Raw genomic sequence first — 26897 nt, 5'->3', positions numbered from 1 at the left:
CTTTTTTTATGGGAGGGGAATCAATAGACGAACAGGTTCAGCGCTGTTGTCTGTTCTTTTCGGCCAACGCTTCATAATAACGCTTAACCTGATCCTCGTAGCGGGGAAGAAATTTTTCCGTGTAGATATTCAAAAGCTGTTGTCGCATCGCGGGAGGCAAGTGTCCCCAGGCATCTTTGATATACGCGTTCCGGTCCGCGAGTTGACCTGAGGTCGCTTTTCCCTGATTCTGTCGGTCAGTCGATTCCTTTGCCGGCCCCTGCGAGAGCTGTTCCCCTTTCTGCTGGTTCTTACTCTGCTGGTCTTTCTGTGCCTGTTTCTGCTCGGACTGTTGAGAGGATTCCGATTCTTTCCCCGAACTCATGCGTTGGATGGTTTTGCCGGGGCTCGACTCGATCAGTTGAATCAGCTCTTCCAGGTTCCGCACCACCTCGCGCTGAATCTGCTGGGTTTCTTTTCCCGTCTTCTGCTCAGAGATTAATTTGCTGGCCCGTTGCATTTCCTTGATGATTGGTTCAACTGGTAATTGATTTCCGGGTTTGGCTTTGGGGAGCTTATCCGGATCGGGGAGATCCAGCTTCGTCTCCGGAAGTTTGAGCTTATTCTCTTTTTGTTTATCCGGATTTTCTGTCTCAGTCGGTTGAGATATGGTTTTCTTTTTCAGCGGTTCATCTGCAGCGTGCAGTTTCGGTGAGTACAGAAACACGGCGAGTCCGGCCAGATAGAGCAGGCACAGCGTGCGAATCGTCTGTGGAAGGGCAACGCATTTCATGGGATGGTCTCGGGTAATGGTTCTGTTTCGTCAGACTGAGAGTCTGAGAAAAGTGACATCAATTCCTGCGACAGTTCTGCCAGGTCGGCTTGATCCCGGGAGAGACGTTTACGCAGTTCCTGTTGCTCGGGTGTCAGCTCTTTCTGCTGATCGATGGATTCATTAAAGCGAGTCGTCTGCTGCAGGAGCTCTTCCTGAAGCAGTTTGAGCAATCTTAGCTGGGCCACCAGCGGAATCTGATCGGTGGGCATCTGTTGTTGTGACGGTGAGCCGTCCCCCGATTCCTGGTTCGGTGTACTTTTGCGATATTTGAGGATCGCCAGAATTTCCTTCAGCCTGTCCTGGGCACCTTTTTCTGCAGCCAGGGTTTCCTCGTCCGTGAGTCGCTCTTCCAGTCGGATCACTGCGATTTCCAGTTGATCCCGAACTTTGCGAATCGCCAGTCCAAAAACCGGAGCCGCTGCCATTTTATCGACGAAGGTTTGTGTCTGGTTCTGTAAATCACGCTCAGCTTCCGCGAGCTGTCTGAGTGACTTGAGCTGTCCCCGCGACCAGCGGCCACGTTCTTTACGCACTGTTTCGAGGCGGTTGGTTTCGGTAATCACGGCCTGCTGACGTTCGATCAGAGACTCAATCTCCGACTCGAGTTTCGTGAACTCCTCGAATGCGAGGGTTTCTTCCAGTTCCTGTCTGCGTGAAGCCAGTTCGCGCTGGGCCTGTTCGAGGTCATCCAGTGATTCGCGCATTTCCTGTTCGGCTTGACCTGTCTGTCCCTGGCTCAGGGAGTCATTGACTTTAGACAGTCGCTGGCTGGCACGCCGGACCGAAGCGGAGGCCCGGTGCAGGCTCAGTTTCTGCAACTGGTTTTCCAACTGGTCCAGTTGCTGCTTGAGTGCCTGTTCCTGTTTGGCCAGTTGCTCCAGCTCTTTTTTCAGCTCCGACTTGTTCGTGTCCTGTGAAGCCGTCTTCAGTTTCTGGAGCAGATCCTGTTGTTTTTGCTTCAACTGGCTGAGTTCCTGCTCGGACTGTTTCAGCTTCTTGATCAGCTGGTCGGGAGATTCCTCTGCCTGGTTCTCAAAGATGTCTTTGAGTTTCTGCATCGACTCCTGAATCTGCTGCTGTTCCTGGATCGCCTGTCCAACCTGGTTCTGCTTGAGTCGGTCTGCCGTTTGTCGCATTTTTTCGGGTAACGACTGTTTCCGCAGGAAATCAAGGGCCGCCTGCTTCTCAAACTGGTCGGTCTGGGAATTCGCCTTTGATTCCGCCCGGATGTTATCCAGCAGGTCACGAAAGGATTTGAACTGATCCGATTGACGTTCCTGACGGCTGGCCAGTTTTTCGAGGTCGGCCTGGTCCTGCAGATTCAGGTTGGAAAACGAACGGGTGATCGTGCGTTTGGCCAGTTCCGTGGTCTGTTCCTGAATTTCGGATTGTTGTGCGATCTGTTCGTCCAGTTCGGAGACCAGGTCCCGGGTCTTCTGCCACTGTGAGAGTGACTGCAGCATCGTACCCAGCCGATCGATCACCTGCCGCTGTCCCTGTTCGGCTCTGGTCAGGGCTTCCAGCGGTTCTGTATCACGGTCTGATTTCTTCGCGGGAGCCTGGTCCGTTGAATTCTGTTTTCCGGCGGCCGGTTTCTGTTTCTGGTCATCCTTTGATTCGGGGGCCTGATCGACAGAGGACTGCAGTTTCTTACGGGCCTGCGTCATCTGTTCCTGGATCTGTGGAAACAGTTCCTGGTTCAGCCGGGAGAGCTCGGTACTTAGTTCCGTCAGGCGCTGTTGCATGCCTGGGTCCTGGATGCGGTTCCATTCCAGTTCCTGCAGCAGTTCTTTCGCCCGAGGTTCCAGGCCGGTACGCGGGCTGGCCAGCTGGGAAGCGACCCGCTTCTGGTCCATCTCGACCTGCTTGATTGTGTCGAGCTCCTGTGTGCGTGCCTGACCGACGCGTTCCAGCTGATGCTGCACATCCTTGATCTCCGTATTGAGCAGTCGCTGGTCTTTGAGCACACGCGTCAGTTCTTCCAGCAACTGTGCATGACGGTTGACGAGTTCGTTTGATTTATAGTCGGGGCTGACAATCGTCAGTACACGCGAAATACTGCTGCCGGTATGCGGGTCGGTTTTGACACCGCTTTCGTTTTCCCCGGATAGAATTGGTTGAAAGAAGTCGGTGGCTTCGGCGCGGAAGATGATTCGGTCGCCTTCTTCCAGTGAGAGCTCTGCCAGATTCCAGTTCTGATTGATGATCACATCCGTAGCTGGCTGCTGCGATTGGAATCCGAGGGGAAAGGTTTCCGTGGGACGATCTGTACGGAGTGCCCGTGAGAGTGATTCTTCGCGTGACGATTTCTGATAGCGAATCAATGCACTGGCGATGCCCAGGTCATCGCGGATCGCGACCGCCAATGGGATCTGTGCGTCGGGCGTGACCTGCAGATCAGTATCGGGCTTTTCCAGAAAGACCTCGGGCAGCGCATCGAGGACTGCTGTGATTTCATATCGATCGGGCGAGGGAGGACGGAATCCCTGATCGTTCTCGATGTCGAACCAGTAGGAATAGGTGCCTGGTTCCGTCACGGTAAATTCAGTTGTGAAATGCCTGCGGTCCTGATCCAGTTGAACAGGTTTAGGCGGCTGATCTTTAACGCGTAGCGCGACCGATTTGAGCAGCTTATTCGAACTGGCTGCGATCTGAACCCTGGTTCCCACGAGCGCTTTGAAATGACCAATGCCCGCGGGCAGGCTGGTTTCTTTCTGTTGCGAATATTCCGGGGGAGTGAGTGTGACCTTCTCGAGCTTGATGGTGGTCGGGGGGACCGACTCAATTGTCAGCCAGGGCATGCTGGTGTCATCGCCGCCAACCGCTCTCAGTTTGAGTGTTTTACTGGAGACCACGAGGGAACCGGTTCCCAGATCGCGTTCCACGCCGGTGGCGGTGTCGGGGACTGAAACAATTCGCAGCGGTTCGGAATAGATCTGCGGGCGGAGTTGGGACTGCTGGCGGTTCTGATACTCGAGCATCAGGTCTTCGGGCGGCGCACCTTTGCGGTTTTCGACAAAGAACTGAAATGCCTGCCCCTCCACGACCTGATACGGGTTTCCAGGGCTGGTTTCGATGGGCACCAGATTCTCATCCAGAATCAGCAGTTCCACACTCTGGGGCCACTCCGGGGCGGAGAAAGGGAGTATCAGACGCTGAAAGCCGAGTATGATCTGCCGGGGATGCAGGATCGCGAGTCCCGACACCAGCAGGCAGAGCATGGCTGCCGAGATCATGACTTTGCGAATTGGATGGGTATCAATCAGTTCCAGAAAATTGATCTGGGCTGCCCGCTGGTAAGATTCCTGAATGACGGCCTGTCGCATCTGGGCAGAGCCCGCGTAATGAGCCGCCGGTTGATCTTCGAACTCAATGCTGCTCGAAAAACTGTCTTTCAGGGCCGGATAGCGTTTTTCAATCTTAAGAGCCAGGTCCAGATCGGTGATGGGGGTCTTTAAAGGGATCAGCAGCCGCTTCCAGACCGTCGAGACCAGGGTCGCCCCGATACCCAGCCCCAGAATGAGCCGAATCGCGGGGTCAGTGATATTCAGACTCCAGTCCAGTGCGACGGCGAGCAACCCCAGGGCGAGCAGGATCGTCAGCCCCCAGCAGACCCCGTTCAGCCAGATCAGCTGTCGGATCTTCTGGTGCAGATGCTCGAGTTGTGCTCGAATAGAATGAGGCATATTTATGGATTCAGCCAATCAGGAGACAGAACGCTAAAGAATTATTATACCAGTCGAAAACGTTTTCTTAAGAGCCATTCTACCGAGATCAGTAAAGTGAAGAGAATCAGAAATTCCCAGCGATTCCAGAGGGGGATCGGTTCTTCATTTTCCAGTGGAATCGGATGACCGGCGGGAACCGCTTCCGGCAGTTGTTCCGCGTCCAGGATATGAAAATACGTCCCGCGGGTTTCGCGGGCTGTTTTCTGCAGGTCGCTGCGGTCCATATCCCGGTTCAACAGTTCCTGCTGGGAAATCTCGACACGAAAATCGTCTGAGGGGGGAGTCCCTTCCAGAATGGGGTTGGCGACCCAGGTATGATAGGCGCCTTCCGGGATGTTCGAATAACTGCCCTCGAAAATATTGGGCGCGGTTTTCCGGGGGGTCAGCTGTACAGGCCGGGACGCTTCCCCTTTGCGCTCGAGCATGACCGTGACCGGCTCGGAGTCACCAGGGATCAGTCGTTCGTCAAGAAACTTTACGCGAAACTGCACGGTGTCTCCCTGCTGGTATGTTTTGCGATCCAGTGTGAGTTCAATAGCCTGTTCCTGGTTGAGCAGTTTGGAACGACTCAGGTAGCGAATGGCCTGAACCCAGTAGCGGGAGTAATACAGATCACCCACCAGATCCCGCCATCGCCAGAGATCGTCGGTGGCGTTGAAAATCACCTTGCCGGCTCCTACCCGCTGCGTTGAGATAATGGGGATCGGCTTTCCATCCTTGCCCTTCTGGGTGGGATGGATGGCGAAGACCGTTGCACCGGGTTTGACGTCGTCGGCGGTAAAGAACCAGTAGAGTTCCGGAAGCCTGTTCCAGATTCGCTGGCTCTCTTCAGCACTGTCGGCAAAGCGGAAGATGGATGTGCTGAACTGCCCTTCGGTGGTCAGCTCTGGCTGAAAACCTTCGATCACAGGGGCGTATTCCGCGTTGGGAACGGCCTTGGTAATTTCAACCGGCAGCAGACCCTGCAAGGGTGTATTGAAGTAGGCCTGCGGGGAAAACCGGGGGCCGGCTACGACGATCAGTCCACCTCCTTTTTCTCTGACGAACTGATCGAGGTTTTCGAAGACGGCCTGGCTGAAGTAAGCCGGATCGGCGTCTCCCAGTATTACGACGTCATACTGGTAGAGGTCTTCTTTTTTGACCGGGAAGTAATCGAGTGCCGTGGAGTCTTCCGACGAGTATTCCAGATCCGATTCCTGCAGGATGCTGCGGAGCTCGATGGTCTTGTCCCGCTCAAGCAAATGTTTCAGATAACGATATTCATAACGTGGTACCGAATCAACGAGCAGCACACGGATCTTCTGATCCAGGACCGAAACCTGGCCGCTCTGCTGATTGTTTTTCTGATTGACTTCCCCTTCGACCGGCTCGACTTCGAATTCGTATTCAAACAGTCCCGGTGTCGTGGGAGTAAAAGTGAGCTCAATCTTCTGAAACTCTTTACGGGAATTGACCGGAATCTGGCGCGTGGCCAGGGGACTGCCGGTTTTGGCATCCTTCAATACCAGGGAGAGCGTGCCGGAATTGATGCCGAACGTTTTGACTTTCGCAGACAGATTGACCGGGTCGTTCACGAAGGCAACATCGTCGACGAGCAGATCGTATAATTGCAGGTCACGCACGGGTTGTTCGCTGCCAATGCCAACCGGAAAGATGGGAACCAGCTTCGACTTGGCCAGAGGAGCGGCGCGGGACAGGCGATCCAGCTCTCCCGTACTGGAGATGCCATCACTCAAGACAATAATGGCTGTCGGCGGGGTGCCACGAAAATCGTTGAGGACTTTCTGCACCGCGTGGTAAGGCCGCGTCTCTTTACCTGTGGGAACCAGTTGTTTGAGCGTTTCCTGTGTGGACTGCTGGTTGGTCTGATCGAGAAAATCCGGATCACCCAGGGGGAGGCAGTCTTCGGAAAAGTGATAGAGTCGCAGTTTATGTTTCCGCTGCAACTCGGTGAGGAAGCGGGCGTCGTCTTTTAGCAGCAGGTCTCGGGCGAGCGAGAGCCGCGGTTTGCCTTCAAACTCTTTCAGGTTGGCGGGGCTCATCTCCGGCGTGCCTGTGTAATTGTCTTCGAGTCCCATGCTGGCGGAATCATCAATCAACAGGGCTACGAAAGGCAGACCCGTGCGATGAATCGTCAGCGTAAAGCGGGTGAGGAACAATACAACAATCAGGAACACGATCAGTCGAATACTGATCAGCAGACTCTTCTTTTTCAGATCGAGATGGGCTGTATCTTTGAGGTAGGCGTAGATCAGCAGGAAAACAATGCCCGTGGCCAGCAGCAGCACGATCCAGTCGGGCAACCAGGCTGGCCAGGGAGTATTCCAGTGGAAATTCCAGGCAGAACCCTGACCCGGCCCGGCAGCGGGGATATCAAAATAGGCTTCCAGGGCTCGTTTCAGCGTTTGCATAAGTGCTGTCTAAGAATGGAAAAACAATAGGACGTGTCTGCTGAGATCCTCACGAGAGAGAGGGCTTCTCTGTTTATATTGTATTCAGATCATCCAGCAATTGCTGTTTTTCATCTCCTTCGAGGTCCGATTCCGCAATATTTTTTGCCTGTTGTTTGTATGTTTCCACTTCTTCGGGCTTATTGGCGACGGAAGCAGCCCGGGCCAGGGCTTCGTAGGCGTAGGCCAGGCAAAACGGCTTAAGATGTTTGTCCTGCGTGACTTTCAGGCAGAGCATGGCGTAGCTGAACGCATTACTGGGCTGATTGGTGACCGCATAGACCCGGGCCAGCTGCCAGTACGCGATCGAAATGTTCTCTGGCGTATGTTCCTCGTATTGTGCCCAGTGCCAGTGCGAAGCGTGGCAGGCAGAAATCATGGCCAGATTTTCAGCAGCGGTGCGATCTGCCTTGTCCAGATAATCCCAGGTTTTATTGAAACAGCTCGCTGCAAAATGTCGATGGGCCTGTTGCGGATCAAAAGCGGGGCTCTGCATTGGTAACTCCTTTCAGGGATATTCTGTTGAACAGCAGACGGTCGAGATTGCGGACCTGGAAATTGCTCTTCAGACAGAATCCATTTCGAGGCATAATGCATTGTATCGCAGCCGGTAAAGAATTATAAGATCCTGGAAAAATTGTGCAGAAATCAGGGAAATGAAACGGATTTCAGTAAAACCCAGCTATAGCTGTCTATCTTCTCAAGTTTCTCCAGATGACCGGCTTGATGCAACAGGATCCTGTTATTCGATAATGTTTATCCAGTCGAAACAAATGTCATAACCAATGGATTCCACACGCAGTGATTCCCGATAGAGAGAGTCGTGGGATTTCGGAGTGATTCTACCGAAATCAAGACCCGCCGGTACTGATGCCAGCGGGAATAACCTGTCGGGGCCTCAGATAGACATTAAGGCGACTATGATCCTGTCAAAAACGAATACGCATCAACAGGGAATCTTGAATCAGGATTTTCGGCTCGACTCTGCCGGATTACCTGCCTCTGCGCACCTGGTCGGCATTTGTGGATCCGGGATGAAAGCACTCGCGGAATACCTGGCCAGCGCCGGTTGCCGCGTAACCGGCTCGGATATGAGTCCTGCGCTGCCGACAGATCAGGCCTTACAGGCAGGCGGCTACCGGGTCCATCAGGGGCATGACAAACGTTTCGTTCCGGAAGGGACCAACGTGCTGATCTACAGCCCGGCGATCGGACTGGCAAACCCCGAACGGCGTTTCGCGCAGCGCATGGGAATTCCCCAGCTCTCCTACACACAGATGCTGGGCAACCTGATGCGGCAGAAGCAGGGCGTCTGTATCGCAGGAACCCACGGAAAAAGCACCACTACCGCACTGACGGCATTTGTACTGGAGAATGCCGGCGTTTCTCCTTCGGCCGTAATTGGAGCCGAACTCTGTAACCAGAACCTGAATGGCTGGGCAGGAGCAGGTCCTTTATTTGTAGCGGAAAGCTGTGAATACCAGCGGAGTTTTCTGAATCTCTACCCCTATTATGCAGCCATTACCAACATTGAGCCCGATCATTTCGATTACTTTAAGAATCAGGATGATATGACCTCCGCGTATGCTGAGTTCGTAGCCCGGATTCCGGCTGACGGAACATTGATCATGCCGGCAGCCTGTCGCGGCGCCGTGGAAATTCGCACAGCCTGTCTGGCAAAAATCGCAACGTTTTCACTGGAAGAGGAAGCAGACTGGTGGGCCACAGACATCAAGCAGACTACCTACGGTCAGCGTTTCCGAATGTTCTACAAGGGTGAGTACTTTTCCGAGATTTCCCTGCAGAAACGGGGCCGCCACAATGTGAGTAACGCGATGGTCGCCGCGATTCTCTGTCACTCGGCGGGAGTCCCTGCCGAAGACATTCGCGAAGGAATCTACCAGTTTCCGGGGATTCGTCGTCGCTACGAGCAGAGAGGCTCTTATAAGGGCATCACGCTGATCGACGATTATGCACACCATCCAACGGCGATTCAGGCCACACTCAACCTGTTGAGACAGGAATATCCGGATCGCAAGGTCTGGTGTGTTTATGAACCGCATCAGGTCTCGCGGACGCAGGCCATGATGGATTCTTACTCCCGCAGTTTTCGACTGGCGGACGAAGTACTGATTGCTCCGGTGTATGCAGCCCGGGAAAAGCTGGGAACGGAGCCCGTTGATACGTCCAAAGAGCTTGTTCAGCGAATTCTTCTGCATAATGCTGCGGTCAGATTCGGCAGTTCCCTTGACCAGATCGTCTCAACTTTAGAGACTGAGGCTCAATCTGGTGATATCATCATAACTATGGGTGCTGGCGAAATAAATCGGATCCATCATGAGTTCAATCGAAGACTTCAAAGACATTCTTAAACATTCCGAACCCCTGGCGAAATACTCGTGGTTCAAAATCGGCGGTCCGGCCCAGTTCTTTCTGGAGCCACGGAACGCAGATGAACTGCAGGCGGTCGTCAAATGCTGTGCAGAAAATGAAATTCCTGTACGCGTCTTTGGGGGCGGATCCAATATTCTGATCAAGGATTCCGGCGTACAAGGTGCCGTCATCCGTATTCATGATCAGGAATTCGCCCAGATCAGCATCGAGGGGACAACCGTCACCTCGGGAGCGGGGGCGCTGCTCTCGAACCTGGTTTCACAGACCGTCAAAGAGGGACTGGCCGGCCTGGAAGGGCTGGTGGGGATTCCCGGTACGGTTGGTGGTGCACTGCACGGCAATGCCGGCGGTCACAACGGTGACATCGGCCAGTTCGCCAAATCCGTATCTGTGCTGACCGCCCGGGGTGAGAAGTTCGTGCGGACAGCGGATGAACTCAGCTTCAGCTACCGGGAAAGCAGCATCAATGAACTGGCGATTCTGGAGGCGACCTTCGAGTTGCAGCAGGCTGACGCAGATGAGCTGACTGAACGCATGAAAAAGAACTGGATCATGAAGAAGGCCAACCAGCCTCTCACCCACCAGTCTGCGGGCTGTATCTTCAAAAATCCACGTGGGATGCACGCCGGGGCTCTGATTGAACAGGCGGGCCTCAAAGGGACCCGCATCGGGGGAGCCGAAATCAGCGACCGTCACGCGAACTTTATCATCAATGATGAAAGTGCGACGACGGAGAATGTGCTCGATCTGATTAACCTCGCACAGAATACCGTGTCTGAAAAGTTCGGCGTCGATCTCGAACTGGAAATCGAGCTCTGGTAATCAGCCGCTCGCTGCTGCTTCAGTTGCCGATACAATAGAGATGCTGGAACGTACGGATGAAGATCTGCCCGTCCGAGAACGCGGGCGTAGAATTGCTGCGTTCGCCCAGTTTGTTCTGAGCGACCGTTTCAAAGCGTTCCGTGTTCGGCTTGAAGACATGCGTTGTTCCCTGTTGGTCGGTGACGAACAGGTGGCCGTCAGCCAGGATCAGAGATCCCCAGCAGGCGGCACCACCGGAACGTTCCTGCCAGACAATCTCGCCGGTTTGCGGATTGATGCATTGCACAATATTCGGTCCGGCGTTGGCCATGAAGATGTGGCCTGCAGTAAACACGCCTGTGGAGATGCGTTGCGGATTCGGCTCCTTACGCCAGAGCCGGGCGGACTCAGTAATGTCACCCGTCCCCTGCATGCGAAAGCCGATCGCAGGTCCGTTGAAGCCACCCATGGCGACGCAGATCTGATCTGCCAGCAGGGGAGAAGTATAGCATAAGTCCCCTTTCTGTCCCCGGAGTCCGGAACAGCTCCAGACGATCTCACCCGTTTCGGGATCATAGGCGTTCACGCGGAGTGACATGCTGCAGATGATCAGGCTGCGATCATTGATTCGCGCAATCACGGGGGTGCTCCAGGAACCCATGTATTTGCGATCGTTATTTCGCTCGCCGTTATTTTCGACGGGTTCATCGGTTTCCCAGATCGTTTTGCCACTCTCCAGATCAATCGCGGTCATGAAGACCCGCTTTCCGGGACCACAGTGCAGAATGATTTTTCCTTCATGCAGGATCGGAGAGACACCGTAGCCCCACATGTGATCGAACTCACCCAGATCGCGGTGCCAGACCTCGTTGCCGTCAAAGTCGTAACAGTACAGACCGGCTGAACTGTGCCAGACCACGACGCGTTTGCCATTCGCGACGGGAGTCGAACCGCAGTAATTATTGGTTTTGTGGGTGGGCTTCACCTTGTCAAAGTTGACGGTCCGCATCCAGAGCTGCTTGCCGTTCTTGCGGTCGAAACAGTAGAGGCTCCGCTGGCGACCTTCATTCTCTGCACAGGTAATGAATACGCGTCCGTTGGAGACGATGGGGCTGCTGTTACCCGCTGCAGGCAGTGGCACTTTCCAGAGAATGTTCTCGGTTTGACTCCATTTGAGGGGGCCTTTCGTTTCCTGTGAAATGCCGTTTCCCCGGGGACCACGAAAGGCGGGCCAGTCTTCAGCAGATGTTTCAGAGAATGTGATACAGAGCAGAAGCAGGGTCGAACAGAACGGGCGCAGGAACTGTTTCATCGGAGTGCCTTTCGAAACGGATTCAGATTAGATTGTTTCAACTCTCTCAGGCAATGACATCGTGCACGACGTGTCCATGGACGTCGGTCAGACGCATATCCCGTCCACCGAAGCGGAACGTGGATCTGGTATGATCCAGTCCGAGCAGGTGCAGCATCGTGGCATGGATGTCGTGGATCTCAACGCGATTTTCGACAACTTTATAGCCCCATTCATCGGTCGTCCCGTAAGTGGTGCCCCCTTTGACACCTCCGCCGGCCATCCACATGGTAAAACCGAACGGATTGTGATCGCGACCGTTGGTTCCCTGGGCAAAGGGAGTGCGACCGAATTCACCTCCCCAGATGACCAGCGTGGAATCGAGCAGCCCGCGCTGTTTGAGATCTTTGAGCAGCCCCGCGATGGGCTGGTCGACTGCCCGGGCATTGTTAGCGTGATGGAGTTTCAGATTGCTGTGCTGATCCCAGCGGTCCCCTTTCACGTTGGGACAGGTCAGTTCGACGAACCGCACGCCCCGTTCGACCAGCCGGCGTGCAAGCAGACACTCGGCAGCGAAAGTGCGTGTGGGCTCGTATTCCTCATTGAATCCGTAGAGTTCGAGTGTCGGCTTGCTTTCGCTCTCGAACGACATCAGTTCGGGAATCGCCATCTGCATTTTATAGGCGAGTTCATAGTTGGTGATCGCGGAGTCAATTTCGTCGTGCCTGCCGGTCTCCTGTTGTTTGAACCGGTCCAGCTGCTGCATCAGTTTCAGCTTTTCCACCTGGGTGCGGCTGGTCTTTTCCTGGCGTTCCACGTTGGCAATACCGCTGCCTCCCGGCTTGAAGACCGAACCCTGGAAGCTGGCGGGGAGAAAACCGCTGTTGAAGCAGTCGAGACCGCCGGGAGGAATCAGTCCGCCGTTGATGACCACAAAGCCGGGCAGGTTCTGGCATTCGCTGCCCAGACCGTAGTTGACCCAGGCACCCATACTGGGACGTCCCTGCAGCCCACTACCCGTGTGCAGGAAGTAATTGGCGAAAGTATGTTCGGGAAAGTTCGAGACAACTGAGCGAATGACGGCGATGTCATCAATACAGGAACCGACCTCGGGGAAGAGATCGCTGACAGGAATCCCGCTTTCGCCGTAGGGTTTGAATTTCCAGGGACTCTCCAGCACCTTTCCGACGTTATCGAACTGGGTGTCTTCGACTTTGAAAAAATCGCCCGGGCTTTTGCCATTGTATTTGGAGAGCATTGGTTTGGGGTCGAAGGTGTCGACCTGCGAAGGTCCGCCGTCCATGTAGAGGAAGATGACGTTTTTCGCTTTGGCAGGAAAGTGGGTTCTCTCCGCTGTCACTCCGGAGAACGCGCGGTCCTGCAGCAGGGCCGTCAGGGCGGCGGCGCCGAAGCCGTTCGCGCACTGCTGGAGCATTTGACGGCGATTGAACTGGTATCGAAACTGGCCACAATGCATGCTGCCGACTTTCCTGCTATTAGAAGACGTAGATAAATTCTTTGAGATTAAAGATGACATGTCCCAGCTCGCCCCAGGTTTCTGCGGGTTGTGCTGCCGGGTTTGTCGTTCGATGAGCCTGCAGGAACTGCTCTGCGGCCTGTAACTCAGCCTGCGCCGGTGGGCGTCCCAGGGCCGACTCATACATCCAGCGGATGCGTTCCTGATCTGATGTCAATTTGGGATTCTCGGCGATGTGATCTCCCCAGAGGCGAGCCTGCTGGATCACGAACGGATCATTCATCATGATCAGAGCCTGGGCGGGAACGTTGGAGACGTTGCGGCGGCCCATCGTGCTGAAGGGGCTGGGAGTATCATAGGCGAGCATCATCGGCGAGAGAAAATTGCGACGGACCTGGATATAGACGGAACGTCTGCCGTCTCCATCCAGGGGGCCGTTGACAGGGGGCTTGCCGCGTCCATCCATGAACTTCGTGAGGTGGATGGGAACCGAGGGACCGTACATCTCAGGCTGCAGTCTTCCGGAGATGCTGAGCAGGGCATCGCGGATCGCTTCGCCTTCGAGTCGCTTCAGCGGCATTTTGTAAAGCAGGACATTGTCCGGATCGATCTCGGCGGCATCCAGGGATGTCTGGCTGGCCTGCTGGTAAGTTTTCGAGAGGACCAGGTACTTGATCATCTGTTTGATCGAACGGTCCTGCTCAAGGAATTTCAGTGCCAGGAAGTCAAGCAGTTCCGGATGCGAAGGACGCTCGCCCAACACGCCGAAGTTATCGACACTGGGGACGATTCCCCGTCCGAACAGATGTGCCCAGATACGGTTGATAATGACGCGGTGCGTCAGCGGATTGGCGGGATCGTTGATTTCCCGGGCCAGTTCCAGACGTCCGCTGCCGGTAACCTGGGGAGTAGTTCCTTCGAGGGCTTCCAGGAAGCGACGTTCCACAACAGGGCCCTGATTCTGGTGGCTGCCCCGAATCAGGACGTGGTCGTTCTCGGCACTGCCATCCATGATGGCCATCGCGGTGCGGGATTTGTTTTGAATCTGTTTCTGCAGTTGATCGCGCTCGGACTGATAATCGCGGATCGACTGCTGCAGGGCTTTCCTGTCGGAATCTTCCGGATCGGAGAACAGGTCGGGATGGGCGAGAATCCAGTTGATCAATGCAGTTGTCTGCGAAGAAGGTTTGTCCGTCGTGTCACAGAATTCCTGGAACGCGTCTGTGAAGGCCTGTTGCACCTGCGGCGTCTGGAGACTGACCGAGGTCAGATCGGGTTCGGGGAACTTGGCTGCATATTTCACCTGGAAGACTTCGAGTGGCTCTTTGCCGATGGGCGTGAACTCGAGGTGCACCCGATGTCCGTTGTAGCGGGAGAGATCATGGAAGACCCACAAAGGCTTTCCGGCTTTGTCAGCGTCAACTTTTTTCAAAGTGGACCCGTGCAGGGGCCCAAAGAGCAGGCGATGCGAATCAACACAGGCATAGACCCAGCAGGAACCTTTGACGCGGTACGCGACGGAACCTTTGACTTCGAACGTGGGAGTTCGGAGTGTCCGGCCGGCACGGGGATAGGAACGCAGTCTGTTTTTCTGGATCATCTGTGGCGTTTTCACGTCTTCCAGATTGTTCCAGAGGGGATCGCGGATCGCGGCACCTTCAGTCTGAACTTTAAGCGACTGTGCTTTGCTGTCGAGATCGAGCAGCAGCGTTCCCCGGGGACGCGGCGCCAGTCCAAAGGTGAAGCCGTCAACGATGAAGTCATCGGGGGAACAGGTGTCATAATTGACAATCGTCCGCTCGGGCGATTCCGGTTTGCCCGGTCCAAAGGGACTGGCGGGAGTCAGTGAAGCGGGGGCGCCCGCCTCCAGCATGATGGCGGCCTTCAGTTCCTCTTCCGCAGTCTTGTTGTTCTGCAGGAAGGCGACCCAGCGTTTGAGGATCGCTGGATTGAGCTCCTGTTTCGTGGCCTGTGTCTGCAGTTGCTGTTCGCTTTCCGGAGACGGTTTCTGCCGGGCCAGTTCGGATGCACGCTGGTAATAACGGGAGAAATTCTGGACTTCGTCCTGGAATGCGGCTTTGAGTTTCGTTTTGAACAGGGCCTGCTGACGCTGATGCAACTGTTCTGCCTTCGCGGCGATGAGACGATTGTGCTCCATCGATTCAAAGCGGACCTGGTGATAATTGCTGCTCTGCAGATAGCCGTACAATGCGTAATAGTCGCGGGTGGAGATGGCATCGAATTTGTGATCGTGACAGCGGGCACAGGCCACGGTCATGCCCAGGAAAGATTTGGTCATGACATCGATGGCATTGTCGAAGCGATCGGTCTCGTCTTTGCGGATATCGACCGGAGAGTGCACCCATTCGCCCAGGAACCAGAAGGCGGTTGCGAGGACCGATTCGTTGAAACCACTCTCCGGGTTCAGACGTGGTTCGGGTAACAGGTCGCCGGCGATGTGTTCGGTGACAAATTGATCATAGGGCAGATCGGAATTCAGAGACCGGATCACGTAGTCGCGGTACTGCCAGGCATTGGGGGCGTCGTTATCGAACTCGTGGCCCCGGGATTCAGCATAACGCATCAGGTCGAGCCAGTGACGGGCCCAGCGTTCCCCAAAGTGCGGGGACGCGAGCAGCTGATCGACTACTTTCGCAGTGGCATCGGGGGATTTGTCGTTCAGGTATTCATCAATCTGCGCGGGAGTGGGAGGCAGGCCGATCAGGTCGAAGTAGAGTCGTCGGAGCAGAGTTCGTCTGTCAGCGGCCGCGGCGGGAGCGAGCTCCTTTGCTTCCAGGCCGGCGAGGATGAACTGATCGACGGGATGGTCAGACCACCCTTGATCTTGAACGGCAGGGGGAGAGACTGGCTTCAGGTCTTTCCAGGCCCAGTGTGTCTGGCGGCGCTGCTGGAGATCGAAGGTTTCGGCCTGTGTATTGCCTTCGGGGGTTTTCTCGTCGGGCCAGGGGAGACCCATTTCGACCCAGCGGGTCAGCGCGTCAATCTGTGGCTGTTTTAATCGTGAGTTGGGGGGCATTTCAAAGGATTCATAACGCACCGCTTCCAGCAGCAAGCTGTCGTGGGGAGTTTTAAGCTGAATCGAAGAACCCGAATCGCCTCCTTTAATGACCAGGGCACGGGAATCGAGACGCAGGCCCCCTTCGAGACGTTTGGCCTGTCCGCTGTGGCATTCATAACAATGTTCGGCGAGCAGGGGACGGATTGATTTTTCGAAGAACTCCAGCTGTTCGGGGGAGAACTGCGGTTTTGCTGTCGCGCTGGCAGCTGGTTCTTCTGCGGAAGTCGAAAAGCAGGCGAGGCAGACCAGCAGCAGGCAGGCAAAGGTGATTCGAAGAAGTTGCTTCATGCTCGCGAGGTTCCTGGTCGAAGTTCTGGTGTTGATTCAGCTGAGGCCAGCGGGAGCTACGAAACTCATGCGCAGCACCGAATTCAGGAGGGAGCGACTGAGGTTGCCGCTACCTCTTATATTAACGCGTTTTGATGCGGCGATTCAAGTTTTATTCAGGCTCGAGAGCAAAGAGAGCCGGTTTCCCGGGCCAGTACTCAGATGAGTTCGGGCAGTGGTCGGGCGTGATCTTCGACCAGGTACTGCGGTCGGCCGCTGAAATCGAGGAGCGTGGTATGCTCTGTATCGATACCCAGATTGTGATACAGGGTGGCAAACAGCTCGGGGAACGTGACCGGGCGGTCGACGGCTTCGCCTCCCAGGCGATCGGTGGCGCCAATCACCTGACCGGTCTGCATTCCGCCACCAAACAGGATGGCGGAATTGACGCGTGGCCAGTGATCGCGGCCGACTTGCGTGCTGATTTTGGGAGTCCGACCGAATTCGCCCCAGATGGCGACGGTGCAGTCATCAGACAACCCGCGTTGGTGCAGGTCTTCGAGCAGGGCACTCACACATTGATCGAAGATCGGGAAGTCTTCTGCTTCGCGTTTGAAGATGGAGTTATTCTTGCCGCCGTGCCAGTCCCATTTACTGTAATTGAGTGTGACAACGCGGGCGCCAGCTTCAATCAGGCGGCGGGCTACCAGCATACTTTGTGGCACACGCGGTGCACCGTTGCTGTCGATAAAGACGTTGGGATCTCCGGTGCCGTAACGTTTGACGGTTTCCGGATCCTCCTGAGACAGGTCCAGCGCTTCCGCCAACTGGGAAGAGGTAAGAACGCCCATTGCCTGTTCGGTAAAGGTGTCGAGGCCGGTCATCATGCCCGAGGCATCTGCTTCGCGTTTGAAGTTATCGATGCTCTGCAGCAGTTGTTTACGATCAGCGAGACGTTCCAGAGAGATGCCGTTGAGCACCATGTCGTGTCGAGTCGGCCCCATGGGGCGGAAAGGGGACTCGGACAGTCCCAGGAAACCGGGACCAGGTTCGTTGTAAGGTCCGTGTGTGCAGGGATAGCAGAGGCTGATGAAGGGGGGCGCAGATTCAACATAAGGTCCCTGAATCCTGGAGACAGTCGAACCGAACTGCGGCCAGCCTCCCTGGGGAGTCAGCTTGCGTGGGTTGTGTCCGTTGAAGCACTGGATGGCGTCGTGTCCGCTCTGGGAGCCGACGATGGAACGGACGAGGACCATTTTATCCATCATCCGAGCCATACGGGGAAACGCTTCACAGATTTCAATGCCGGGAACATTGGTGGCGATGGGCCGCCAGGGGCCGGCGATTTCTTTGGGGGCCTCCGGTTTGAGGTCGATCATATCCTGGTGGGGCGGTCCGCCGACCAGGTAAATCATGATGACCGACTTCTGACGTTTCGGTTTCTCAGACTGGGATTCGGCCTGCAGCAGACGAGGCAGTGTCAGTCCGGACAGCCCGAGACTGCCGATTTGCAGAAAATTGCGCCTGGATAAACGATCGCAAAAGGAACCGCGTGCCTGATCTTTTCCCAGCAGTGTCAGCATCTTGATGTCTCTCCCGGTGTGGTGAGGGCAGGAGCGCCGTAGTCGGAAACGGGGCAAGAATCGGATTGTATCAAATGCTGTTTATGTGTTCCAGAGGAGTCCAAAGATTATTTTCGAACCCGCTCGCGAAGTTCGGGCAGGACGGCGCGGATGCCGATTCCACCCAGGCTGGCGATGGAACCGATATTGACGAATCGATAACCCTGGTCGATCGCTTCGCGGCAACGGTCGAGGTCGGCGAAGGTGATGCCGGCGGGTTTATTCGCCTTGGCGGCCCGCGCAGGGATTTCGGCCAGCAGTTTGAGCAGGTCGGGATGTTGAATCTGACCGATGACACCCAGTGAAGCGGAGAGGTCCATCGGGCCGGCGAAGATCACATCAATGCCGTCAACTGCCGCGATTTCCTCAATGTTTTCGATCCCCTCAGGAGATTCGATCTGCGCGACGATGGCGGTTTCTTCGTTTGCATGTGGCAGGTAATCATCGAAGGAGAAGTCCATGAACATGGTCCAGTCGGGAGAGACGCCCCGGGTTCCTTCGGGGGGATACTTGGCGTACTGGACAGCCAGGCGGGCTTCTTCCGCATTATTGATCTGCGGGACCATGATCGTGTTTGCGCCAATATCGAGCGCTTTCTTGAAGTAGATCGGATCGAGACCCGGGACGCGGATCATCGGCATACAGCCGGCGCGGCGGGCGATGATCGGGAGGTGTTTGACTTCGTTAACGCTGTAGGGACGGTGCTCCAGATCGATCCAGAGGAAATCGACTCCCGTGTCGACGGAGAGCTTTGCGAGAATTTCCGAAGCATCGGGCATACCGACTCCCAGAGCGACTTCACCCTGGGAAAGCAGTGTTTTGATCTTGTTTTCAAACATCTCAGAGGGTCCTGCAATAGATGGTCAACGGTCGAGACCGCGACTGACAGAAGTCAGCGCCAGGACCCATGATACGCATAAAACAGACGACGGCATACCCTCACAAGAGTACGCCGTCGTTGAAATCAGTTATTATTTTCGTCTTACCTGACTAAATCTCAGCGAGCCAGATAGTACATGGCGGGATCGTCGATGATCCACTCAGTCGACCAGGTACGACCGTTGTCCTGGTTACAGACGTTGAAGAACGCCGTGTGGAAAGACTGGATCCGGGTACCGTAAGGAGTATGAGAAGCGAACCGGTCAGCCGGAGTCAGCGGATCGACGCCCGGGCTGGCGTAGTAGTGAACCCGTCCATCTGGTGTGAACGACATACCCAGTGTCCACCAGCCGGTCTGTTTGATTTCGGGACCGATGAAGTCCTGGCCGCTGGTATCAGCGCGAACTACGAATACTGCGGAATCTTCACCGCTGGCAGAGTCGGTCTTGCTGTTGAACTGAATGAACATCCCGAGGTAAATGGTTTCAATTTTGGTTGAAGACCCGACCGTGCGGAAGAAGCGACGGCGGCGAGGCTCGCTCGATTTCATCGGAGCTTTTACAGCAGCGCGGAAGCCAAATGAAGTACCGGTTTTGTCTTCCCATTCTTCGAAGGGGGGCAAATAAACGCGTGTGACCACACTCGGAGACAAACCGACAGAAACCATGGTTCCGTTCATGATCAGGTCATCCTGATTGCTGCTCCGGCTGCCATGACCGGGAACGCCGGTATGCAGAGTTTTCAGCAGCAGTGCCCCTTTGCTACCGGGCAGACCGCCGGCGGGAGTAGGGACGCGTTGAATGACATCCATCTGGCCGCGTTTGGCACTTTCGGTCCAGACGCCGTTGGTCGACTGGCCCAGTGGGTAGCGGGTCTGTTTGTCGACGTTGGTACTGCTTTTCGGCAGATTGGGCACGTATTCCCAGGATTCATCTTCGAAGTCGTCCCAGGAACCATCGATACGAGTCCCTGTGCCGGGGATGACCTGTGCCTGTAATTCGGCTCCTGCCATCAGCATTGAGGTCCCTGCGACCAGAGCCAGACAGTGTCTGGTGAAAAAACGATTCCATTGGAGAAGCATGATTATCTATTCCTGGCAATATTTGTTTGAAGGAGTGGAAACGGTTCCGATTCCCTGAGGCTTGGAAGAAATCGATCAGGACCCCTGTGCACTGGCTCATTCCGTCAAACGGGATTTTCCCTCAGGAGTCGGATTACTGGAATTATCGGACAGATCGACAGAAATGATTCAAAGGGTTCCGATCTGTTGGTTTTGCTGTAAGTCTATTTACACATGATTCTTGTGGAAAATATATACGCAAATTGAGAGTCGGGAAATCGCTGAAAACCGGGGCTGGTAAACCTACATGTTCTGTATCTTTCGTATTTTGACTGGCCTGCAAAGATTCCTGCTTTCCTGACTGGAAAGGCGTGTGCAGAATTGGATTTCGCGGGGTGAATCGCTAAGATGGCGGCTTGCTTTTCAGCCCTCCTCTCTTTCGAGACGTGGGGACTGAATCTGAGAACAGTGGAACGCAGCAGAGGCCTTGAGCGCCCCGGCCGCTGATGCCCTTTCTATCACCGATTGCCCTATCAGAGAACGTAATGACTGAATCCCATGTCTCCGAGCTGGATGCTCCCTCTCAGAGTTTGCTGAATACCCGTCAGGAAGAGTTGATTCTGGTTCTGGATTTCGGATCCCAGACCGCTCAGCTGATTACGCGGCGTGTACGTGAACAGAATGTTTTCAGTCTGCTGACACGAGCTGATCTGTCTGCAGAACGGATTAAAGAACTGAATCCAAAGGGGATTATTCTTTCGGGCGGTCCTGCCAGCGTGTATGGCGAAGGGGCTCCTCAGCCTGATCCGGCGATCTTTGATCTGGGGATTCCGATTCTGGGAATCTGCTACGGGATGCAGCTGGTCTGTGCTTCGCAGGGGTGTGAAGTACGGGGCGGAGAGTCCCGCGAATTTGGTCGGACGCCTTGTACGGTCAGCGATCATACGAATCTCTTTTCTGGGGTGCCAAGCGAATTCATCGCCTGGATGAGCCACGGCGACCAGGTACAGAATCTGAGTGAGCACTTCGATTCGCTGGCCTCGACCGAAACCTGTCAGTTTGCTGCGGTCAAGCATCACGACAAACCTTTATACGGTTTGCAGTTCCACCCGGAAGTGACACATACCGAATTCGGGGGGATGCTGCTTTCGAACTTCGTACAGAAGGTGTGTGGCTGCCAGGGGACCTGGAAGATCTCGAACCTGATCGAGCAGGAAGTTGAAAACATTCGGGCCCGCGTAGGAGACAAGCAGGTGATCTGCGGTCTGTCGGGAGGCGTCGATTCCTCCGTTGTAGCCGCACTGCTGTACCGGGCCATCGGCTCGCAGCTCTCCTGTATTTTCGTCGATAACGGTCTGCTGCGAAAAGGGGAAGCAGATGAAGTCGAGCACCGCTTCGGTGAGCACTTCAAGACCGACCTGCACGTAGTGGATGCGAAAGATCTGTTCCTTACGGAACTCAAGGGTGTGGTTGATCCCCAGGAAAAACGTAAGATCATCGGCCGCCTGTTTATCGAAGTCTTCCAGAAGGAAGCCAAGTCGATCAAAAACGCCCACTTCCTGGCTCAGGGAACATTGTATCCCGACGTAATTGAGTCCGGCGCCAATAAGGACGGTCAGGCTGCGACAATCAAATTACACCATAACGTCGGCGGACTGCCTGAAAAACTGGGCTTTGAACTGATCGAGCCGCTGCGGGAACTGTTCAAGGACGAAGTCCGTCAGATGGGGCACGAACTGGGCCTGCCTGACGAGCTGATTTACCGCCATCCCTTCCCCGGTCCCGGACTGGCAGTTCGCTGCCTGGGTGAAGTAACCGAAGAACGTCTCAAGGTGCTGCGGGAAGCCGATGTGATTGTGATCGAAGAACTGCACAAGGCGAATCTCTATCGCAAGACCAAGCAGGCTTTCGCCGTGCTGCTGCCGATTCGCTCTGTGGGCGTGATGGGAGATGGCCGGACCTATGAAGATGTCGCCGCGATTCGTGCCGTCGAGACGGACGATTTCATGACCGCGAACTGGTCTCCGCTGCCTCACGAAGTGCTGGAACGGATGTCGACCCGGATCACCAACAACGTACGGGGGATCAACCGGGTCGTGTATGACATCAGCTCCAAGCCACCCAGCACAATTGAATGGGAATAATTTCCCGATTCCCTGCCATTTCTCTCTGTCGGCAGGTTTAAGTCAGCCGTAATAATTAAAGCTGCAAGCGCTCGCCTTCTACTTTTCGCGCGAACTGGACTTGAATTCCCAGTCAATCCGGGTAAGGTAGAATACATTCGTTAATGTTCTTTATAATTTATCGCGCCTGGCAGTCTGACTGGTGTTGAACCTGTTGAAGCTCGGGGAACCCCTGCCTGTTTCCCGGTCTGTCTACGCCTCGGAAGGCCTGAGTCCCACTTAACGCATTTCTGACAGAGAAAGTCGAATTTATGGTTTCCAAGAGAAACATGTTCTATGTGGCAGCGGTCTGTTGTTCCGGTCTGGTACTGGCGGCGGGCGGCTTTTATCCCGCGGCGACTGCACAGAAGCCCCTGGCCGACGAAGGAGATCTCTCCAAACGCCTGAAGCGGATTCCCGCGACCACTCCCAAAGACAGTTTGAACGGGTTCAAACTGGAGCACGATTTCAAACTGGACCTCGTGGCTGCGGAACCGGATGTCATGGACCCGGTCGATGCCTGCTTTGATGAAAACGGACAGATGTTCGTTGCAGAAATGCGAGGCTATCCTTATCTGCCAGATCAGGTTCCCGATTATTTCGATCGCCCCGTCAGAAAAGAAGCGGGCGTAATTCGGCTGCTGAAAGATACCAACGGTGACGGCAAGATGGACAAAAGCTTTGTCTTTGCCGACAAGATCACCTGGCCGACTTCCGTCTGCTGCTACGACGGAGGCGTGTATGTGATCGCACCGCCGAATATCTACTATTTCAAGGATACCGACGGAGACAACAAAGCGGATATCCGCAAGACCGTCTTCACCGGCCTGCGGACCAACAACGTTCAGGGGCTGGCCAACAATATGAAATGGAGCCTGGACAACCACATCTATTTCGCCGGGGGAACCAATGGCGGCTCAATCCTGAAAGATGGGAAAGAAGTCATTCCCGCCGGTCGTCGCGACCTGAAACTCAATCCGAAAACTCAGGAACTGGAGCCGGTGTCTGGTGGATCTCAGTTCGGCCACTCCATGGACGACTGGGGGAACCGGTTTGTCTGCAGTAACAGCAACCACATTCAGCACGTCGTCTATCCGAGTCATTACCTGAAGCGGAATGCTTATCTGGCTGTGCCAGGCGTCCTGCGTACGGCTGCCCGTAAAGGGGCGGCTGCTCCCGTGTATCGTCAGAGCCCTCCGGAACCTTATCGTGTTGTGCGGACCGCCCGTCGGGCCGCCGATCCGAATTTCCGCAAGCGTCTGTCTCCGACTGAACTGGTGGCAACCGGCTTCTTCACTTCGGCAACCGGGGTGACCATCTACCGGGGCGGTGCGTATCCGGAAAAATACCAGGGGAATGCCTTCATCGGCGATGTGGGGGGGAACCTGATTCACCGCAAAACGATGGGCTCCAAAGGCGCCACTTACGTTGCGTCCCGTGCGGACGAAAACACGGAATTTATTACCTCACCGGACAACTGGTTCCGTCCTGTGAACTTTGTTAACGCTCCGGATGGAACGCTGTGGGTACTGGACATGTACCGCGAAACCATCGAGCATCCGTTCTCGATTCCTGAAGATATCAAACGGCATCTCGACCTGGAAAGCGGACACGATCGCGGCCGCGTTTATCGTCTGCTGGGCCCCAATGGTAAGGTCTTCCCCGTTCAGAAACTGGGTAAGCTGCCTGTCGATCAGCTGGTGCTGCAGATGGAATCTCCCAACAGCTGGAACCGGGAAACCGCGCAGCGGCTGATCTGGGAGCGTCAGGATAAAGCAGCCGTTCCGCATCTGGTGAAACTGTTGAAGACCTCTGACAAGCCACTGGCACGTCTGCATGCTTTGTGGACGCTGGACGGGCTGAATGCACTGGACGCTGAGCTGTTGGTGACGGCACTGAAAGATCCGGAGCCAGGCATCCGTGAGCATGCAATTCGTCTGTCTGAAAAACAGGCTCAGGAAAACCCGCAACTGGCGGAAGCCGTGCTGGCGCTGGTGGACGATCCGGAATACCGGGTGCAGTTACAGCTGGCATTCTCACTGGGAGAATTCGACAAACAGACCGCGATTACCGGTCTGACGAAACTGGTCAATTCACCGGTCTATGATGGTGATATGCAGGTGGCAGTTCTGACTTCCTCCGCTGACATTGCTGGTCCTCTGGCGGTCAACTTTCTCAAAGCGGCCAAGAACAGTCCCTCTGGCAGTAAGCAGTCTCTGGTAACAGAGTTGCTGCGAATTGCAGGGGCGAAAAAAGAGACTGCAGATGCGGTAGCAGTGCTGGAATATGTCTCCGATGATTCCGTTCCTCTGGCTCAGAAACAGCTGGTGCTGGGGGCTCTGGGTGAAGGTCTGGGCCGTCGTGGTGCTTCACTGGCAACCCTGATCAAAGACAAGCAGCTCGACCCGGCTGTAAAAGCACGCTTCGACAAGATGGTCGAAGATGCGGTCGCGGTCGCGGAAGACGAAGAGAAGCCTGTTGCCGATCGAGTTGCTGCCGTGCGACTGCTGGGATTCTTTGATTTCAGTGCCGGCGGTGAAGTACTTTCCGAAGTCTTGAATCCCCGGTCTTCTCCTAAAATCCAGCTGGCAGCAGTGGAGGCTTTGTCACGGATGGAGCACAAAGACGTGAGTGATGCCCTGCTGGCCAACTGGTCTGGTTTCAGCCCGGCTGTACGGATCGAAGTCATTGATGCCCTGCTGGGTTCTACGGGGCGGATCGACAGTCTGCTGAAGGCCATTGAGGACAAGCAGGTCAGGCTGAACGAGATTGCTCGCGACAAGAAGGACCTGCTGATGAATCATCCCAATAAGACGATTCGCAAGCAGGCTCAGAAGGTGCTGGGCAGTGATGTAAACAGCGACCGTGCTAAAATCGTGAAGAGCTACGAGCCTGCCCTGGAAATGGATGGGGATGCCGAGCGTGGTCTGGCAATCTATAAGAAAAACTGTGCCGGCTGCCACAAGGTAGGGGACATGGGGCACAACGTTGGACCAAACATGGCAACGACCAAGAACAAGTCCGACCACGACCTGTTGATCGCCATTCTGGATCCGAGCCGCGAAGCACAATCGAACTACAATACTTACACGATTGTGACCGAGCAGGGGAAACTGTTCACGGGGATTATCGCCGCGGAAACAGCCACCAGCTATACGATTCGTCGTGCGGAAGGCAAGGAAGATATTATTCTGCGGAACAATATTGATACGCTGTTGTCTAATGGTGTGTCACTAATGCCGAATGGTCTGGAAAAAGAGATCAGTCCGCAACAGATGGCAGACCTGCTGAAATTTATCAAGACTCTGGAAGCACCTGCTGAGAAGAAGTAGCAGAGCCTTAAAGAACTGATATCGATAACGAAAACAGCCCCGTCAGATTGATCTGACGGGGCTGTTTGACTGTTGTCTTACGAAAGTAGGAGTGGTTTACCAGTCCATCCCGAGGCTGATTGAACCACCGAGCAGGCTCAGGTCACCTGATTCAGAAGCTGCTGATCCGGCACCGTTCCACCAGATACCATCCCAGGCGGCACGCACCCAGACCAGAGCACCGGTCTGCAGGACGAAATCAGCCTGCATACCAACCTGAATTTCAGCGATGCTCAGAGATTTGTTTTCACTGGTCTGAGCAATGGCATTGACCGGACCGGGGTTGGAGTCCACGGCGGAGTATTTCGATTTACCCCACAGAGCCGAGTATTTGGCACTGGAGATCAGCGAGAGGCTGGAAGTTCCTTTAGTACGACGATCCCATAATCCGAGGGGACGACGTGCTTCACCGAAGACGACGATACCGTTACCATCGAAGCGATGTCCGACATCAGAAGCAACTGCGGCACCACTGGCAGTACCGTAAGCCTGGTAAGCCTGACTGACCGATGCATGGCGGTAACCACCACCGAATGTGGTTTGCCAGCGTTCGAAATTCAGTTCCTGGCTCAGATCGACATCGATTGTGTACAGTTTCATCTGGCTGGCAGCGACCACGAAGTCACCAGCCTGACCACCGGCACGCAGACCGCCGATGGCAGTCTTGGTCGGCTGACCGTTGAAGAAGGTAAAGTTGTTGCCGGCAATTGCACTGGCACCTGAGTTGTCTTCCAATTGGAACCAGCGAACCTGGGCACTGAGGCCTTCGTTGTCAATCAGTCCCAGGTTGATACGGGGAGCTGTCTGGTAGCTGTATCCGAAGTCGTTGGATGTTGTAATGGTAGCAGGCCCGGTCTGATCTTCCGTGGTGAAGGCTGTGTCTGTATCAAAGCCTGGCTTCAGGAAGACGGCAGCAGCACCGAAGACGAGGCCCAGACGTTCGTAGGAACCTTCTTCCAGGTAAGGATCTTCGATCCAGTCGCCCTGGCTGTATTGTTCTACGGGACCGTAATATTCACCTTCTGTTGGGGTATAGTATTCGCCACCCCCGTAGTAGTCATTCGAAACCATGGCACCGCCTTCGGGCATGGCGATCGGTGACAGATCGGAGGTCCGTGGAGAGGAAGGGGCGAATGACACGGCATCGACGACGGCCGGCTCATATTCTTCATACTGATAGTCTGAAGTATTGGATATTCTGAAGACCCCTTCAGATTCATTAGATGGTTCGACCGGGTAATCTGCCTGCGCAAACAGGGATGGTGAAGATATGCAGCAGATTCCCGCAATTATCAAGCCAACGAATCCGTTCGTTCTCATAGCTTAATCTCTCCATTTCAGTTCAGGCCTGATGGTTCTGGTTCAGGCTGACTGAAAGATGCTAATTAAAAACTAACCGCTCCGACAAAACACGAAATTGTGATCTCAGAGTATTTTTTGTGCGTAAGTACAGCAGCAACCGGGGCTATGTAGACAACCCGTTGTCATAATTGATCGGCTCA

Annotated in this window: 15 protein-coding genes; 4 read left to right on the top strand and 11 right to left on the bottom strand. The window is 54.9% G+C overall.

The features are described from left to right. Positions 1-37: 37 nt before the first annotated feature. The 4 genes from RID21_RS26460 to RID21_RS26445 all read right to left on the bottom strand — a co-directional run bounded on the left by RID21_RS26460 (position 38) and on the right by RID21_RS26445 (position 7488). Positions 38-772, bottom strand: a complete 735-nt coding sequence (locus RID21_RS26460; protein WP_350194181.1) for a hypothetical protein — start codon at positions 770-772, stop codon at positions 38-40. Beyond that, complete coding sequence (locus RID21_RS26455; RefSeq protein WP_350194179.1) at positions 769-4500, bottom strand: DUF4175 family protein; 3732 nt, start codon at positions 4498-4500, stop codon at positions 769-771. The genes RID21_RS26460 and RID21_RS26455 overlap by 4 nt, the downstream gene beginning before the upstream one ends. A gap of 44 nt (positions 4501-4544) precedes the next feature. After that, positions 4545-6953 (bottom strand): hypothetical protein, encoded by a 2409-nt coding sequence (locus RID21_RS26450; RefSeq protein WP_350194177.1) that lies wholly within the window; start codon positions 6951-6953, stop codon positions 4545-4547. A gap of 73 nt (positions 6954-7026) precedes the next feature. Beyond that, positions 7027-7488, bottom strand: a complete 462-nt coding sequence (locus tag RID21_RS26445; protein WP_350194175.1) for a hypothetical protein — start codon at positions 7486-7488, stop codon at positions 7027-7029. Positions 7489-7912: 424 nt separating this feature from the next. Between RID21_RS26445 and murC the strand changes: the two genes are divergently transcribed. Beyond that, entirely contained in the window at positions 7913-9364 is a 1452-nt protein-coding gene (murC, locus tag RID21_RS26440) for a UDP-N-acetylmuramate--L-alanine ligase (RefSeq protein WP_145189417.1), read from the top strand. After that, a complete protein-coding gene (murB, locus tag RID21_RS26435; RefSeq protein WP_145189414.1) occupies positions 9330-10208 on the top strand; it encodes a UDP-N-acetylmuramate dehydrogenase in 879 nt (292 codons plus the stop codon). Before murC ends, murB begins: the two co-directional genes overlap by 35 nt. Before the next feature lie 19 nt (positions 10209-10227). Here the strand turns inward: murB and RID21_RS26430 are convergent, their stop codons facing one another. The 6 genes from RID21_RS26430 to RID21_RS26405 form a co-directional block, all read right to left on the bottom strand. After that, positions 10228-11499 carry a PQQ-like beta-propeller repeat protein gene (locus RID21_RS26430; protein ID WP_350194173.1) on the bottom strand — a complete coding sequence of 424 codons (1272 nt, stop codon included), beginning with the start codon at positions 11497-11499 and terminating at the stop codon, positions 10228-10230. A gap of 46 nt (positions 11500-11545) precedes the next feature. Next, positions 11546-12955 carry a DUF1501 domain-containing protein gene (locus RID21_RS26425; protein ID WP_350194171.1) on the bottom strand — a complete coding sequence of 470 codons (1410 nt, stop codon included), beginning with the start codon at positions 12953-12955 and terminating at the stop codon, positions 11546-11548. A 19-nt stretch (positions 12956-12974) separates the two neighbouring features. Beyond that, positions 12975-16322, bottom strand: a complete 3348-nt coding sequence (locus tag RID21_RS26420; RefSeq protein WP_350194169.1) for a PSD1 and planctomycete cytochrome C domain-containing protein — start codon at positions 16320-16322, stop codon at positions 12975-12977. Between the two features lie 197 nt (positions 16323-16519). Beyond that, positions 16520-17884, bottom strand: coding sequence for a DUF1501 domain-containing protein (locus RID21_RS26415; protein ID WP_350194167.1), 1365 nt, complete (start codon positions 17882-17884; stop codon positions 16520-16522). 107 nt (positions 17885-17991) lie between these two features. Continuing rightward, complete coding sequence (locus RID21_RS26410) at positions 17992-18762, bottom strand: HpcH/HpaI aldolase family protein (protein ID WP_145042615.1); 771 nt, start codon at positions 18760-18762, stop codon at positions 17992-17994. Positions 18763-18920: 158 nt separating this feature from the next. Next, the gene (locus RID21_RS26405; RefSeq protein WP_350194165.1) at positions 18921-19883 is read right to left on the bottom strand and encodes a hypothetical protein; all 963 of its coding nucleotides are present in this window, start codon (positions 19881-19883) and stop codon (positions 18921-18923) included. Between the two features lie 524 nt (positions 19884-20407). Between RID21_RS26405 and guaA the strand changes: the two genes are divergently transcribed. Together guaA and RID21_RS26395 are read left to right on the top strand one after the other, a co-directional pair. Continuing rightward, the gene (gene guaA, locus RID21_RS26400; protein WP_350194163.1) at positions 20408-22006 is read left to right on the top strand and encodes a glutamine-hydrolyzing GMP synthase; all 1599 of its coding nucleotides are present in this window, start codon (positions 20408-20410) and stop codon (positions 22004-22006) included. Positions 22007-22296: 290 nt separating this feature from the next. Continuing rightward, positions 22297-25356 carry a PVC-type heme-binding CxxCH protein gene (locus RID21_RS26395; protein WP_350194161.1) on the top strand — a complete coding sequence of 1020 codons (3060 nt, stop codon included), beginning with the start codon at positions 22297-22299 and terminating at the stop codon, positions 25354-25356. Positions 25357-25452: 96 nt separating this feature from the next. On the opposite strand, the gene RID21_RS26390 is transcribed toward RID21_RS26395, so the two are convergent. Then, positions 25453-26715 carry a hypothetical protein gene (locus tag RID21_RS26390; RefSeq protein ID WP_350194159.1) on the bottom strand — a complete coding sequence of 421 codons (1263 nt, stop codon included), beginning with the start codon at positions 26713-26715 and terminating at the stop codon, positions 25453-25455. Positions 26716-26897: the final 182 nt, after the last annotated feature.

The sequence above is a fragment of the Gimesia sp. genome (genome assembly GCF_040219335.1).
GTDB lineage: Bacteria > Planctomycetota > Planctomycetia > Planctomycetales > Planctomycetaceae > Gimesia.
The sequence above is the reverse complement of the archived record's forward strand: the minus strand, read 5'-3'. Positions and strand labels throughout refer to the sequence as shown.